10 protein-coding genes and 2 pseudogenes are annotated in these 15,457 nt (G+C 66.0%); 7 read left to right on the top strand and 5 right to left on the bottom strand.

What is annotated here, in order from left to right:
- Positions 1-176: 176 nt before the first annotated feature.
- Both ACVILH_RS11860 and ACVILH_RS11855 read left to right on the top strand, forming a co-directional pair.
- A pseudogene (locus ACVILH_RS11860) lies at positions 177-1,206 on the top strand (peptidoglycan -binding protein).
- Positions 1,203-1,664 (top strand): GNAT family N-acetyltransferase, encoded by a 462-nt coding sequence (locus ACVILH_RS11855; RefSeq protein WP_456713045.1) that lies wholly within the window; start codon positions 1,203-1,205, stop codon positions 1,662-1,664. Before ACVILH_RS11860 ends, ACVILH_RS11855 begins: the two are co-directional and overlap by 4 nt.
- A gap of 299 nt (positions 1,665-1,963) precedes the next feature.
- On the opposite strand, the gene ACVILH_RS11850 is transcribed toward ACVILH_RS11855, so the two are convergent.
- Both ACVILH_RS11850 and ACVILH_RS11845 read right to left on the bottom strand, forming a co-directional pair.
- A complete protein-coding gene (locus tag ACVILH_RS11850; RefSeq protein WP_006614616.1) occupies positions 1,964-2,164 on the bottom strand; it encodes a hypothetical protein in 201 nt (66 codons plus the stop codon).
- A gap of 142 nt (positions 2,165-2,306) precedes the next feature.
- Positions 2,307-4,160 carry an ABC transporter ATP-binding protein/permease gene (locus ACVILH_RS11845; RefSeq protein WP_456713044.1) on the bottom strand — a complete coding sequence of 618 codons (1,854 nt, stop codon included), beginning with the start codon at positions 4,158-4,160 and terminating at the stop codon, positions 2,307-2,309.
- A gap of 223 nt (positions 4,161-4,383) precedes the next feature.
- Between ACVILH_RS11845 and rpmE the strand changes: the two genes are divergently transcribed.
- Positions 4,384-4,611, top strand: a complete 228-nt coding sequence (gene rpmE / locus ACVILH_RS11840; protein WP_012046762.1) for a 50S ribosomal protein L31 — start codon at positions 4,384-4,386, stop codon at positions 4,609-4,611.
- Positions 4,612-4,756: 145 nt separating this feature from the next.
- Here the strand turns inward: rpmE and rcdA are convergent, their stop codons facing one another.
- Positions 4,757-5,269: a protease adaptor protein RcdA gene (rcdA, locus tag ACVILH_RS11835; protein WP_006614619.1), complete on the bottom strand. Its 513-nt coding sequence runs from the start codon at positions 5,267-5,269 to the stop codon at positions 4,757-4,759.
- A 627-nt stretch (positions 5,270-5,896) separates the two neighbouring features.
- Positions 5,897-6,088: a DUF1192 domain-containing protein gene (locus ACVILH_RS11830; protein WP_456713043.1), complete on the bottom strand. Its 192-nt coding sequence runs from the start codon at positions 6,086-6,088 to the stop codon at positions 5,897-5,899.
- Positions 6,089-6,174: 86 nt separating this feature from the next.
- Between ACVILH_RS11830 and ACVILH_RS11825 the strand changes: the two genes are divergently transcribed.
- Both ACVILH_RS11825 and ACVILH_RS11820 read left to right on the top strand, forming a co-directional pair.
- Positions 6,175-7,173 carry an NAD(P)H-quinone oxidoreductase gene (locus ACVILH_RS11825; RefSeq protein ID WP_456713042.1) on the top strand — a complete coding sequence of 333 codons (999 nt, stop codon included), beginning with the start codon at positions 6,175-6,177 and terminating at the stop codon, positions 7,171-7,173.
- Between the two features lie 168 nt (positions 7,174-7,341).
- On the top strand, positions 7,342-10,221 hold the full coding sequence (locus tag ACVILH_RS11820) for an EAL domain-containing protein (RefSeq protein WP_456713041.1): 2,880 nt from the start codon (positions 7,342-7,344) through the stop codon (positions 10,219-10,221).
- Between the two features lie 214 nt (positions 10,222-10,435).
- Here the strand turns inward: ACVILH_RS11820 and ACVILH_RS11815 are convergent, their stop codons facing one another.
- A complete protein-coding gene (locus ACVILH_RS11815; protein WP_456713040.1) occupies positions 10,436-10,915 on the bottom strand; it encodes a MarR family winged helix-turn-helix transcriptional regulator in 480 nt (159 codons plus the stop codon).
- Between the two features lie 248 nt (positions 10,916-11,163).
- On the opposite strand from ACVILH_RS11815, the gene ACVILH_RS11810 reads away from it, so the two are divergent.
- A complete protein-coding gene (locus ACVILH_RS11810; RefSeq protein WP_456713039.1) occupies positions 11,164-13,017 on the top strand; it encodes a feruloyl-CoA synthase in 1,854 nt (617 codons plus the stop codon).
- A gap of 252 nt (positions 13,018-13,269) precedes the next feature.
- Positions 13,270-15,256 (top strand): annotated as a pseudogene (locus tag ACVILH_RS11805) (cache domain-containing protein).
- The last annotated feature ends 201 nt before the right edge of the window (positions 15,257-15,457 follow it).

Raw genomic sequence — 15,457 nt, 5'->3', positions numbered from 1 at the left:
TGAGGGGTTCTTTCCGCGGAGACAACCCCCTCACCCGGCTCGCGCCCGCTCCGCGTGCGCGATCCACCCTCTCCCACAAGGGGAGAGGGTGCACCGAGTCTGCGGATCGGCCGTCGCTCCTCATTCGGAGTAGTCTGGCCGTGTCACAGGCCGGTCGTGACTTGAGGAGACGCTGAATGGCGCTTGCGCGTTCCCGCCGGGGTGACTCCGGCATGAACTACTGGCCCGGCTTCGTCGACGCGCTGTCGACGCTCGTTCTGTCGATCGTGTTCCTGCTGACCGTGTTCCTGGTGGTGCAGTTCTTCCTGTCGCAGGAGGTCACCGGCAAGGACAAGGCGCTGGAGCAGCTCAACGCCAAGATCGCGCAGCTCAACGAGATGCTGTCGTTGGAGAAGCTCGGCAAGCTGTCGCTGGACGATCAGGTCGCGCAGCTGCGAGCCGGCCTGTCGAATGCCGAGGCCGAGCGCGACCGCATCAAGGGCCTCTATGACGGCCTTGCCAACGCCGGCAGCAATGCCGCCGGACGCGCCACCGAGCTCAACCCGCGCGCTCGACTCCGAGAAGCAGGTCACCGCGCGGGCGCTGGCGCAGATCGAGGTCCTCAATCAGCAGATCAGCGCGCTCCGCCGCCAGCTCGCCGCGCTCGAGGATGCGCTCGACGCCTCGGAGAAGCGCGACAAGGAATCGCAGAACCGGATCGCCGATCTCGGCTCCCGGCTGAACGTCGCCCTGGCGCAGCGGGTGCAGGAGCTGACGCGTTACCGCTCGGAGTTCTTCGGCCGCTTACGCGCCATCCTCGGCAACCGCCCCGACATCCGCGTTGTCGGCGACCGCTTCGTGTTCCAGTCCGAGGTGTTCTTCGACACCGGCCAGGCGACGCTCTTGCCTGAGGGCCAGCAGGAGCTGAACTCGGTGGCGACGGCGCTGGTCGATCTCGACAAGCAGATTCCGTCCGAGATCTCGTGGGTGCTGCGGGTCGACGGCCACACCGACGTCAGGCCGATCAACAGCCCGGTGTTCAAGTCGAACTGGGAATTGTCGTCGGCGCGCGCCATCTCGGTGGTGCAATATCTGATCTCGCTCGGCGTCCCCGCCCAGCGCCTCGTCGCCGCCGGCTTCGCCGAATTCCAGCCACTCGACGCCGCAAACACCGAAGAGGCCTTCCGACGCAACCGTCGCATCGAATTGAAGCTGACGGAGCGGTGACCTCGAGCTTCACCCTGCGTCCCTATCGCGCCGAGGACGAGGACGCGGCGATCGCGCTGTGGCAGGAGACGTGGCAGCTCGCCTACCCCGCGATCGACTTCGCCGCGCGGGTGCCGTGGTGGCGCGAGCGGTGGCGTAACGAGCTGGTGCCGAACGCCGAAGTGATCGTGGCCGAAGTGGAGAGGATGCTCGCGGGGTTCGTCACCATCGACGCGACGGGCTATCTCGATCAGCTCGTGGTGTCACCGCAGCATTGGGGCTCACCGCTCGCGACGCAGCTCGTTGACGCCGCCAAGCAGCGGTCTCCGTCTGGCATCACGCTGCTGGTCAACAAGGACAACGCGCGCGCCATCCGCTTCTACAAGCGCAGTGGCTTTGTCGACGCGGGGGAGGACGTCAACCCAACGTCAGGCCGCCCGGTGCTACGCATGGCGTGGACGCCGACGCAAAAATATTGAATCGCAGAAGCAACCACGACGGCGCTGTGCTCCCTCTCCCCGTTCTTCACGGGGAGAGGGTCGGGGTGAGGGGCGGCCACACGGGCGGGGCCAACTATCAACACCGGCCTGCGAGTCCGATGGATCTGCGATGCGGCTCCGATCGTGCCATGCCCCTCACCCGGATTGCTGCGCAATCCGACCTCTCCCCGCAAAGGGCGGGGAGAGGTTGCACCGTCCGCCGCGCAGAGGGTTTGCCCCAAGCCATTTGTCGAATCCAGCGCATCAGCTTCGGTGCTGGACCGAAATGGTCGGACTTCTCACACGCCCCGAAACAGCACGCCAATCGTCAGCACCACGAAGGCGATCGCCAGCGCGTCGAAGGCGTGGGCGGCTGACAGCAGCGGCACGGAGGCGTGCATGTAGTGGGCGAGCATCGCGACGAGGGCGAGCACCAGCGCGATGGCGAAGATCACGAAGGACGGGGGCGTGAGGGCAAAGCTGCCGCGGCGATAGGGCATGACGGTTCATCCTGTGCGATAGGCGCCACAGCATGAATGGCGCCGTGAAGTTTCGCGCAGGGAACGTACAAAGCCGGAGAAAGGTTGCAGGGGCTGCGGCGAGATTTCGCGGTGTTGCCGAGCGCCCACATTGTTGCCGGAACTACACGGTCTCGAACTGCAGCCGCGCCAGCCGTGCATAGAGGCCGTTGGCGGCGACCAGCGACGAATGCGTGCCCTGCTCGACGATGCGGCCGTGGTCCATGACCAGGATGCGGTCGCAGGACAGCACGGTGGCCAAGCGATGCGCGATTACCAAGGTCGTGCGGTCCTTCATCAAGCCTTCGAGCGCGGTCTGCACCAGGGTCTCGCTCTCGGCGTCGAGCGCCGACGTTGCCTCGTCGAGCAAGAGCAAAGGCGCGTCGCGCAGGATGGCGCGGGCGATCGCGATGCGCTGGCGCTGGCCGCCGGACAGTGTGACGCCGCGCTCGCCGAGCTGCGTCTCAAAGCCTTCCGGCAGGCGGCGGATGAACTCGCTGGCATGGGCGAGATCGGCGGCGCGCTCGACCTCGGCATCGGTGGCCTCGGGGCGGCCGAAGCGGATGTTCTCGCGCGCGCTGGTCGCGAACACCACCGACTCCTGCGGCACCAGCGCCATGCGCTCGCGCACCTTGCGCGGGTCAGCCGCGCGCACCGGCACGCCGTCGACGGAGATCGAGCCGGAGGCCGGATCGTAGAACCGCAGCAGCAGATGAAACAGCGTGCTCTTGCCGGCGCCCGAGGGACCAACGATTGCGACCTTCTCGCCGGCGCGGATCGCAAACGACACGTCCTCCAGCACACGGACATCGGGACGGCTCGGATAGGCGAAGCTCACATGGTCGAAGCCGATGTCGCCGCGGGCCGGCTCCGGCAGCGCCAGCGGACGCGCCGGCGGCTTGATCTCAGGCTGCACGTGCAGCAACTCGAACAGGCGCTCGGCGGCGCCCGAGGCGGCCGAGACCTCGCCCCAGACCTCAGAGAGCTGGCCGAGGCCGGCAGCGGCGAAGGCGGCGTACAGCACGAACTGGCCGAGCCGGCCGGCGCTGATGTTGCCGGTCAGCACATCGTGCGAACCAACCCAGAGAATGGCGACGACGCTGGAGAACACGATGAAGATGATGATCGCGGTGAGCACGCCGCGCGCCTGGGTCGAGACGCGCGCGGCTTCATAAGCCTGTTCGACCTCGCCGCCGAAGCGCCCTGCGGCGAGCTTCTCGCTGGTATAGGCCTGCACCGTCCTGATCGCACCGACCAGCTCGGACGCGTAGGCCGAGGCATCGGCCAGCGTGTCCTGCGCGTTGCGTGAGAGACGGCGCACCCAGCGGCCGAACGCGACCAGCGGCAGCACGATCAGCGGGATCGCCAGCAGCACGAAGCCGGACAATTTGGGGCTCGTGAACACCATCATGCCGGTCGCGCCGAGAAACAGCAGCAGATTGCGCAGCGCGATCGAGACCGAGGCGCCGGCCGCCGACTTGATCTGCGTGGTGTCGGCGGTCAGCCGCGACACCAGCTCGCCGGACCGCGCGGAATCGAAGAAGGACGGCGACAGCGACATCAGATGCGCGAACACGTCGCGGCGGATGTCGGCGACGATGCGCTCGCCGATCGTCATCACCAGGTAGTAGCGGGCGGCGCTCGCCACCGCGAGCACGGCGACCACCGCGATCATGACGCTGAAGTAGCTGTTGATCAGCTCGATGCCCTTCGGCGTGAAGCCGAAATCGATCATGCGGCGGACCGCGACCGGCACCAGCAGCGTGGTCAGGGCGGCAACCGTCAGCGAGATCAGCGCCAGGACCGCGCGGCCGCGATAGCGCATGATGTAGGGCGACAGCGCCAGCAGCGGGCGAAGCTTGGAGCGGCGGACCGGGCTTGCCGGCTCGGCCAACGCCTCCACGGCCGCGACGGCATCTCCGACCGGATCCTGCCCGGCAACGTTATGCCGTTCGTCAAGCCGTTCCACTGCGCTCATGGGCCACCTAAGAATTCTTCCAAATACCGATCTGGCGTCCAGATAGGCCTTCCGGGCCGGAGTTTGCAAATCCGGAAACGTACCAAGGTGCTCATCCAAGAGCTTGGCTTGTTTTGGGCAGGACGTTGGGCTATAGAGCGCGCCAATTGTCCCCCTTCAGTGACGACAGGATCAGGCGCGGCCGCGCCGCGTCATGTCTTCGCATCACTCGCTAGGATCTGCCATGAAAGCCGACATTCACCCGAATTATCATACGATTACGGTCGTGATGACCGACGGCACCGAGTACCAGACCCGCTCGACCTGGGGCAAAGAGGGCGACAAGCTCAACCTCGACATCGACCCGAAGTCGCACCCGGCCTGGACCGGCGGCACCCAGCAGATCATGGACCGCGGCGGCCGCGTCTCGCGCTTCCAGAAGAAGTTCCAGGGCTTCCTCAAGAAGGATTGATGCCTTTCGGAGCCGCTTCGCGCGGCCCAACGGCCATTCGACAGACCCTCACAGCAAAACGCCCCCGGACACGGGGGCGTTTTTGTTTGGCCGGATAACTGCCGAAACGACCCGGCTCGGCGGGGCCGAGCCGTAGGTCAGCGGCTTACTGCTCGAACGCAGCCTTCAGCCGGTTGAGATGCGGCACCAGGGGATTGCCGATCGCGCTCTGGTCCGGCGGCGGCGAATGGATGGTGGCGTCGAGGCGGCGCACCCGGGCCTGTAGGCTCATCGAGCGGGCGATCAGATCCTGGAGCTGCTGCGGCAGCTTCTCGAGCAGGTCGGCCGGGCCCGGATCGGCGGCGGTGAGCTTGACCTTGGTCTTCTCGCGGTTGGCCTGGCCGAGGGTCATCTCGCCCTCCTTCACCGCGCGGTGCAGCAGCAGCCAGGAGGCAAGCTGCATCAGCCGCGTGGTCAGACGCATGCTCTCGGTCGCGTAGGTCAGGCTGACGGCCCGATCCAGCGCCTTGGCCTCGTTGCGGCCCTCGCCGTCGAGATAGGCGGCGGTCTCCTCGACCAGATCCATGCCTTCCCGGAACAGCGCGCCGAATGCAGCAGAGTTGGTGAGCCGCTCATTGAACTGAACAAGAGCGCCATCGCCCAGCAAACGGTCCGACATGGTTAACGCCTCTTATACGCGACTGATTAGGCAATCCGGCAACCGCGCCGGTATGATGAACAAATCATTGCGCGGCCGGTTTCGAGAGTCCAGCAGCAACGCCGTTTATGGTTTCCACGGCGTGGGATGCACCGTGCCCTCGTACCACTTGCGGCTGCGGCACGGCCGAGCCGGCCGAGTCGCCTCACGCGATCAACTAGCAAACACAATCACGGCAATAATGTGCGGTCGGAGGAGGACGACATTCGTCCCCAGCCGCTGCACACAAGGTTTGTGCCGGTTGGCCGACGGAAGACCGAGACGGTGTCTCAAGACGGAGCCGCACGCGCCGTTCCTCGCAATGAGCGAGGGCCGCCGCCTCGTCGTGCGATGGGTTAACAACCCCGTACAGCGATCGGCTCACCGATACCGATCGGGCAAAAAAAGAGCCGCCGTTGCCGGCGGCTTTGAAGTTGATAACAGGGAGGCGTCAAACAGAGTGGACAGGAGCCACTCGGTGTCCAAACGAGGACGGTTCCGGTTGTAAACGCGAAAGCTTAATCAACCGTAAATGGCGGAAATTTTTCAAACTTCATTAGCCATGTCGGCCACTGGCCGACCGTATTTCCACGTGCCCCCGGAACGTGTTCAGGACTTGAAGATGCTGGCGGCGGCATCGCGCGAGGCACGCTTCTTGGCCACCGCCTGCTCGATGCGCTCGATCTCGCCGCGCAGGAGCGCGATGCGGCCGGTCAGCTCCTCGACCGAGAGCATCGACAGGTCCTGGCCGATCTCGTGCGAGCCGGCCTTGCGCGGCCGGTCGTCGTCCTCGTTTGCCATCTTCACCCTCTCCCGGTTGCCAGCGGGGCCCGGGCTGGCTTAAGCACGCCGCAGCACCCGCTTGATTACTCCGTTAAGGATCTCTCATGGAACAGCTGCCCGCGCAAATGACCGTGGTCGCCATCAGCCAGCCGGGCGGACCCGAGGTGCTCAAACCGGAGACCCGGCCTGTGCCGAAGCCCGGTCCGGGCGAGATCCTGATCAAGGTGAAGGCCGCCGGCGTGAACCGTCCCGATGTCGCGCAGCGCTCCGGCAGCTATCCGCCGCCGCCCGGTGCCAGCGACCTGCCGGGGCTGGAAGTGGCCGGCGAGGTGGTGGCGGTCGGCGAAGGTGCTGTCCGGCACAAGCTCGGCGACAGCGTAATGTCGCTGGTCGCCGGTGGCGGCTACGCCGAATATTGCATCGCACAGGACGCCCAGGCGATGGCGGTGCCGCCGGCGCTGTCGATCAAGGAGGCCGGCGCCCTGCCCGAGACCCTGATGACGGTCTGGCACAACGTGTTCGAGCGCGGCGGCCTCAAGGAGGGCGAGACCCTGCTGGTGCATGGCGGATCCTCGGGCATCGGCACCATGGCGATCCAGCTCGCCAAGGCGTTCGGCGCCAAGGTGCTGGTCACGGTCGGATCGCAGGACAAGGCGGACGCTTGCGTCAAGCTGGGTGCTGACCGCGCCATCAACTACAAGACCGAGGATTTCGTCGCCGTTGTGAAGGAAGCGACCGGCGGCAAGGGCGCCAATGTCATCCTCGACATGGTCGGCGGCGACTACATCGAGCGCAATTACGACGCGGCGGCGACCGACGGCCGCATCGTCCAGATCGCCTTCCTCGGCAGCCCCAAGGCCAATGTCAACTTCGTCAAGCTGATGGTGAAGCGCCTGACCCACACCGGCTCGACCCTGCGTCCGCGCAGCAATGCCGACAAGGCGGCGATGGTGGCGGCGATCGAGGTCAAGGTGATGCCGTTCCTGCGCGAGGGCCGCATCAAGCCCCTGATGGACTCGAGCTTTCCACTGGTGGATGCAGCAAAAGCCCATGCACGCATGGAGACGAGCCAACATATTGGCAAAATTGTGTTGGAAATCTAGTCGCTCTCTAAACAGAGCGTGTTTGGAAACTCTTTGATTTTCCTCGCTTTCGTGCCAATGATCGCGCACATCTGAACCGTGCCTGGAACGGCTCCAAATCCTTTGCGAACGTGCCTTTAAGTTTGAACTGTTTCGCTGTGGTTGGGTGTCGAACGCGGAGATTTGACATTGCGTCTGGTCAGGTGCCTGGCGTCCTTGGTGGCGCTGGGCCTCGTGCTGTGTGGTGCCGCTGCTCCCGCTCAGGCCGTTGACGCCGTCAGCGTCCGCAGCGACGCGCCTGCCATTGACCTGACGGGCATCCTCGATCACCAGCGCAGCGAGAACGACCGCATCCAGGTCTCCACCGCGCCCGGCACCGACGGCATCGTCCGCCGCATCGAGGTGCGAGCCCGCGAGGGGGGCCAGCACTGGATCGTGTTCGCGCTGGCCAACAATACCGACGACCAGCTCGACCGCCTGATCGTCGCGCCGCATTACCGCGTGGTCGGCTCCGGCGTGCTGTGGCCTGATCTCGGCCTGTCGCGCATCGCGACCATCACGCCCTCGATCGGCGACCTGCCGGAGCGGCAGGAGAGCCCGACCGCCGACGTCTTCCGCGTCACCCTCGATCCCGGCTCGGTCGTGACCTTTGTCGCCGAATTGCGCACCGACAAGCTGCCGCAGCTCTATCTGTGGGAGCCGGAGGCCTACAAGGACAAGGTCAACTCGTTCACCTTGTACCAGGGCATCGTGATCGGCATCTCCGGTCTTCTTGCTCTCGTCCTCACCATCCTGTTCGTGGTCAAGGGCAGCATCATGTTTCCGGCTGCTGCTGCGCTGGCCTGGGCGGTGCTGGTCTATATCGGCGTCGATTTCGGCTTCTGGGGCAAGGTCCTGGACATGTCGAACAATGCCGAGCGCGTGTGGCGCGCGTCCGGCGAGGCGATCCTGGCCGCGACCCTGCTGGTGTTCCTGTTTGCCTATCTCAATCTTTCGCGCTGGCATGTGCGCTATTCGCACATCACGCTCGGCTGGCTGTTCTTCCTGGGCTCCCTGGTCGCGGTAGCGCTGTTCGATCCGGCCGTCGCCTCGGGCATCGCGCGCATCTCGCTGCTCTTGATCGCGGTGCTCGGCTTCACGCTGATCGTCTATCTCTCCAGCCACGGCTTCGACCGCGCGGTGCTGCTGATCCCGACCTGGTTCCTGCTGACCGTGTGGGTCGGCGCCGCCAGCATGACGGTGGCGGGCCAAGTCACCAACGACATCGTCGGCCCGGCTTTGCTCGGCGGCCTCGTGCTGATCGTGATGCTGATCGGCTTCACGGTGATGCAGCACGCCTTCGCCGGCGGCGGCGCCACCACCGGCATCGTCTCCGACGTCGAGCGCCGCGCGCTGGCGCTGGCCGGCTCCGGCGACCTGATCTGGGACTGGGACGTCTCCGCCGACAAGGTGTTCACCAGCCCGGAGACCGAAAGCCTGCTCGGGCTCAAGCGCGGCACGCTGGAAGGCCCGGCGGCGAAATGGCTCGAGGTGCTGCATCCGCTCGACCAGGACCGTTTCCGCGCCGCGCTCGATAGCGTCCTCGACCAGCGCCGCGGCCGCCTCGTGCAGGATTTCCGGCTGCGCACGCCCGACGGGCATTTCATGTGGTTCGCGCTCAAGGCGCGCCCCGTCGTCGGCTCGGACGGTGAGGTCTCGCGCGTCGTCGGCACGCTGACGGATGTGACCGAGTTCAAGAATGCTGAGGAGCGCCTGCTCCATGACAGCGTGCACGACAATCTGACCGGCCTGCCCAACCGCAAGCTGTTCATCGACCGCCTCGCTGCCGTCGCCAATTTCGCCAAGACGATGCCGACCCTGCGGCCGACCCTGATGGTGATCGATCTCGACCGCTTCAAGCAGGTCAACGATTCCGTCGGCATCGCGGTCGGCGATTCCATCCTGCTGACGCTGGCGCGGCGGCTGTCGCGCATCCTCAAGCCCCAGGACACGCTGGCGCGGCTGGCCGGCGATCAGTTCGGCCTGATCCTGCTGTCCGAGCAGGACCCGGCCCGCATCACCGCCTTTGCCGAGACCATCCGCAAGACCATCCGCGCGCCGATCGCCTTCAACGAGCGCGAGATCTTCCTGACCGCCTCGATCGGGCTCGCTTTGTCCGATCCGCAGACGCAGCTGTCGGAGGACATCATCAAGGATGCCGAGCTTGCGATGTATCACTCCAAGCGCATCGGCGGCGACCGCATCGACGTCTACAAGCCGGCGATGCGCGCGCGCAAGAACGACCGCCTGACGCTCGAGAGCGAGCTGCGCCGCTCGATCGAGCGCCAGGAGATCACCATCCTGTACCAACCCATCGTCCGGCTGGAGGATCGCTCGATTGCCGGCTTCGAGGCCTTGGCGCGCTGGGATCATCCGAAGCTCGGCCGGATGTCGCCGAACGAGTTCATCACCATCGCCGAAGAGATCGGCCTGATCGTCGACCTCGGCACCTTCGTGCTCGACCAGACCGCCCGCCAGCTCTCGGTCTGGCAGCGCGCGACGCGGCTGCGCGAACCTATTTTCGCCAGCGTCAACGTCTCCTCGCGCCAGCTACTGCGCCACGACCTGATCCACGACATCCGCTCGGTGCTGGCGCGCTCCTCGGTGGCGCGCGGCTCGCTCAAGATCGAGCTGACGGAATCGCTGGTCATGGAGAACCCGGAGCACGCCGCGCAGATGCTGGCGCGAATCCGCGAGCTCGGCGTCGGCCTATCGATAGACGATTTCGGCACCGGCCATTCGTCGCTGGCCTATCTGCAGCGCTTCCCGTTCGACACCTTGAAGATCGACCAGTCCTTCGTGCGCACCACCGCGCGCGGCACCCGGCCGGTGATCCTCAAATCGATCATCGCGCTCGCCCACGACCTCGGCATGGACGTGGTGGCGGAAGGCGCCGAGACCGACTCCGATGCGGTCGAGCTCTATCAGCTCGGCTGCGAATACGCGCAAGGCTACGCCTTCGGCGAGCCGATGGATGCCGACGCCGCGATGCGGCTGCTGACCGAAGAGCGGCTGGAAGCAGCGAGCTGAGATCTCCTCGACGCATCTCGCATCCCATTCCGACGTGGCCGCGGCGTCGCCTGCGGGGCAACACCCCAAGGATGTATCTTTTCTTTTTCCTGCCTTGAGGTAGATTTGCGTCAGTACCGCGTTCGCGTGCTGGCTGCGTGTTGCCGATGCGCATTGGTGCGGCAGCAGGAGGCTCGCGACAATGCCGTCAGCGAAGAGTCCCATCGGTCTGCGTCTAATCGCTCTCGAACTGCGCCAGCGCGGCGAGCGCGCGGCGATAATTGTCGGCGCCGAGCCGGCGCGCCACGCGCTTCTCGTGGGCGGCCACCAGCGCATTCGCCTTCTTCAGGATCATCCGGCCGCGCGGCGTCAGGCCGAGCGCATGCGCCCGGCGGTCCTGCTCGGAGCGCTCACGCACGATCAGCCCGGCCTGCTGCAGATCGTCGAGCAGCGCGACCATGCGCGCGCGCTCGATGCCGAGCGCGCCGGCAACGGCAATCTGCGTGGCACCGGGATTGGCGGCGATCGTCTCCAGGATCGAATAGAGGATGACGTCGAGCTCGAGCGGCGCCAGCGCCGCGTTGGCGTCGCGGAAGATCCAGTGCTGCAGGCGGCGGACGAAATAGCCGAGATGGCTCTCGAGCTCGCCGAGGCGGATCGCAGCATCATGTCCGGCTTCATCTCGTTGCGCCCGTGCGCCTGCGCTCTTCGACATGCTGGCTCGCTGGTATGAGACGCCCATGCCTAGACCGGGCGCATCCCGCGCACAAGCCGCCACAAATGGTCACATCAGCAATAATTGCAGTTCACAACCATTCTGTTAGTCTGGTCCGCAACGAATACAAGATGGAGGAGGAGCCATGTCATCGTCGATGGCCATGGCTGAGCGCATTGCAACGGCAATGCGGCGGCGCAACAGAGCCGAGCGCGGCTCTTTCGATCACTCGCCGGAGGAGGCCGGCCATGGCTAGCGCCGAACGCCATCTCCAGTCAGCCCCCGCGATGTTCGCCGCTCCCTCCATCGAGGCGATCCGGCGCGAGGACGGCGCGATCATCCTGCGCTCGCGCATGAAGCTGCAGCCTGCCCCGCGTTGCACCGGCGAATGGCTGGAGACGTGGGCGCGCGACGCGCCAGACCGGACCTTCCTGGCCGAGCGTCGCGGCGACACCTGGACCTGGCTGACCTATGGCGAGACGCTGACGCAGGTCCGCGCCGCCGCGGCGTGGCTGCTCGCGTACGGCCTCAGCGCCGAGCGCCCGCTCGCGATCCTCTCCGACAACAGCATTGCGCATGCCGTGCTGGCGCTCGCGGCGCAGCATGTCGGCATCCCCGTCTGCGCGATCTCGCCGGCCTACTCGCTGATGTCGACCGATCACGAGAAGCTGCGGGCCATGATCCGGCTGCTCGATCCCGGCGCCATCTTCGTCGCCGCGCACGGCGCCTTCGCCCGCGCGCTAGCGGCGGTCGACGGCCTGCACCGCGCAGTGATCATCAGTGGCGATGGCGAGGGGACGAACACCGTCGCGTTGCAAGCCGTGCTGTCCACCAAGCCCGGCCCCGAGGTGGATCGCGCCTTCGCTGCGGTCACACCGGAGACGATCGCAAAACTGCTGTTCACATCGGGCTCGACCGGGCAGCCGAAGGCGGTGATCAACACGCACGGGATGCTGACGATGAGTCAGCAGGCCAAGGGCCAGCTGTGGACCTTCCTGCGCGAGGTCGAGGGCGGCCCCGTCATCGTCGACTGGCTGCCCTGGAGCCACACCTTCGGCGCCAACCACAATTTCAACCTGGTGCTCGCCCATGGCGGCTCGATCTATATCGACGGCGGCAAGCCGGCGCCCGGCCTGTTCGAGACCTCGCTCGCCAATCTCCGAAGCATGGTGCCGACGATCTACTTCAACGTGCCGCGCGGCTTCGACATGCTGGTGACAGCGCTCAGGGCAGACGAGGATCTCCGTCGTAAATTCTTCTCCGGCGTGAAATGCATCCTCTACGCGGCGGCGGCGCTGCCGCAGAATCTGTGGGACGCGCTCAACGAGATGAGCCTGGCCACGATCGGCCGCCCTGCCCCGCTGGTCTCGGCCTGGGGCGCGACCGAAACGTCGCCGCTCGCCACCGACTGCCACTTCTTCGCCGAGCGCGCCGGCAATATCGGCGTGCCGATTCCCGGCACCGAGCTCAAGCTGGTGCCAACAGGCGAAAAGCTCGAGGTCCGCGTCCGCGGGCCCAATGTGATGCCGGGCTATTGGAAGGCGCCGGAGGTCACCGCTGCGGCGTTCGACGAGGAAGGCTTCTACAAGATCGGCGATGCCGTGAAGCTCGCGGATCCCGATCATCCGGAGCGCGGGCTGTTCTTCGACGGCCGCATCACCGAGGATTTCAAGCTCTCCTCCGGGACCTGGGTGAATGTCGGCGCGCTGCGCGTCGCCGGCATCGCTGCGCTGGCGCCGCTGGCGCAGGACATCGTCATCGCCGGCCACGGCACCGACGAGGTGCAGTTCCTGATCGTGCCGAACATCGCAGCCTGCCGCGCCAGGGCCGGACTAACAGACACTGCGACAGCGGGCGACGTGCTGGCGCATCCGTCCGTGCGCGAGGCCATCATGCAAGGGCTCGCAAAGCTCCGCACCGAGGCGGTCGGCTCGTCGCGCTATGCGACGCGCGCGCTGCTGATGGCCGAGCCGCCATCGCTGGATGCCGGCGAGATCACCGACAAGGGCTATATCAACCAGCGCGCCGTCCTCACCCGCCGCGCCAGCCTGGTCGCACGATTGAAAGACGACGCTGCGCCGGATGTCATCAAGCTCGTCTGACGCTGAGCGGCCGTCGACGACCGAGGCCCCCGCCGCCATGATCGAGCGCGACGGGGACGCCGCGCCCCGACCTGCTCAACTACATCCTACAAATAAGTGAGTTGAACCGCGGGAGAGAGACGGCACGAACACCGTAAAACTACGTGATTTCGACCCGCTCCAACAACATGTTACCATCCGCACTTAACCGGGCATCAACTGCAATTCCGTAAAACCATTGGCATTTGGATTCACTCCTGCCCGGACAGCTCCATGGCTCAGCCGCGTTTCTCGCTTGCCCTCCGTATCTACGCGATCATCGGATTGTCCTTCTGCGGACTCGCTGGACTCGCCGCGACGCAGACTCAGAATCTCGAAACCGCACTGAAGGACCAGCGGCAGAGCGAGCTGATCCATCTGACGCAGACGGCTGTCAGCATTGCCCGCGAGGAGTACGATGCGGTCGCGCGCGACAAGGTGGCGCCTGAGGTCGCCCAGAAGAAGGCGGCCGAGCGGATCGGCAAGCTGCGCTATGGCAGCGGCGACTACTTCTGGATCAACGACATGGCTCCGAAGATGGTCATGCATCCGATCAAGCCGGAGCTGAACGGCCAGAGCCTCGCCGAGAACAAGGACCCCACGGGCAAGCGGCTGTTCGTCGAGATGACCGATGTGGTGAAACGGCAGGGCGCCGGCGTCGTCGACTACATGTGGCCGAAGCCCGGCAAGGACGCGCCGCAACCGAAGATGTCCTATGTCGCCGGCTTCGAGCCCTGGGGCTGGGTCATCGGCACCGGCGTCTATGTCGACGATCTCGAAGCACAGATGTGGGAGAGCAAGCGCGGCGTGTTCATTGCGGCCATGCTGGTGATGCTGATCATCGGCTCCATCACCTTGATCATCGCCCGACGGATGTCGTCGGCGCTGGCCTCGATGAGCGGCGCGCTGAACGAGCTCGGTCACGGCAATTTCGCCATCAAGCTGCCCGGCCTCAATCGCAGCGACGAGCTCGGCGACATGGCTCGCTCCATCGAGCAGTTCCGGTTGAAAGACCGAGGAGAAGGCTCAGCAGACCGCTATGCTCGAGGACGAGCAGCGCCAAGTCGCCGAGCGCGTCAAGAGCAAGGCCCTTCAGGAGATGGCCGAAGCGGTCGAGCGCGCCGCGAGCACCGCGGTCGGCGAGGTCGCCGAAGGCACCGGGCAGATGGCCAACAATGCGAAGTCGATGACGGAGAGCGCGCTGACCCTCGAGCGCAACTCCAGCAGCGTGGCGGCCGCCGCCGAGCAGGCGCTGGCTACGACGCAGACTGTCGCGAAGGCGTCGTCGCAGCTCGCCGCCTCGATCTCGCAGATCTCCAATCAGGTCAGCTCGTCGCGTGAGCTGACCCGTAAGGCCGTAGCAGCGTCGTCCGAGGCGCAGGCCACGATCGCGAAACTGTCGGAAGCGGCCGACAAGGTCGGCGCCGTGACCAGCCTGATCAGCGAGATCGCCGGCCAGACCAATCTGCTGGCGCTGAACGCGACCATCGAGGCCGCGCGCGCCGGCGAGGCCGGCCGCGGCTTTGCGGTGGTCGCCTCCGAGGTCAAATCGCTTGCCGAGCAGACCGCCAAGGCGACCAGCGAGATTGCGCAGCAGATCGCGGAGATCCAGGAGTCGACGCGCGCCTCGGTGACCTCGATCGGGGCGATCGGCGAGGTGATCCGCAACGTCGAGGCCGTGTCCTCCGGAATTGCCGATGCGATCCAGGCTCAGAACAGCGTCACCCTGGAGATCTCGCGCACCGTCGAGGAAACCTCGGCGGCGGCCCGCGAGGTCGCGAGCCAGATCTCGGAGGTTTCGCGCGAGGCCAGCGAAGCCGGTCGTCGTTCGACCGACATTCGCGATGGATCGAGCACCGTCGCCGAGAAGGTCCAGCGCCTGCGCACCGAGCTGGTGCGGGTGATCCGGACCTCGACGTCCGATGTCGACCGCCGCCTGTCGACGCGACTCAACATCAACCGACCGGGCATGCTTCGGGTGAACGGCGAGCCCGTCGGCATGACCGTGCGCAACCTGTCGCTGGGCGGCGCGCTGCTCGAACAGATCCCGGTCCGGCTGTCGGTGAACACGCCCGTGACGCTTGCGATCACCGGCATGGTGTCGGATCTGCCCGGCACGGTCACGCGTGTTGGCGATCGCACCGCGCTGGTTCAGTTCACGCTCAATGCCGAACAGTCGGCACGTTTGACGGCGCTGATTTCGGACCGTCAGGCGGCGTGAACGCCAAGGCGACGACAAACGCCGCGATCTCAGTCTCACCCTCCCCCGGCGGGGGACGGTCGATCGCACGCGAAGCGGGCGAGCGGGGTGGGGTGATCTCTCGGCCGGAGCCGGTGCAAGTGGAGAGATCACCCCACCCCGGATCACATTGCGCTGCGCTCCATGTGATCCGACCCTCCCCCTCCAGGGAGGGTGGCAGCG

The sequence above is a fragment of the Bradyrhizobium sp. USDA 4353 genome, assembly GCF_054063215.1.
This window is presented reverse-complemented; position numbering and strand designations above follow the sequence as displayed.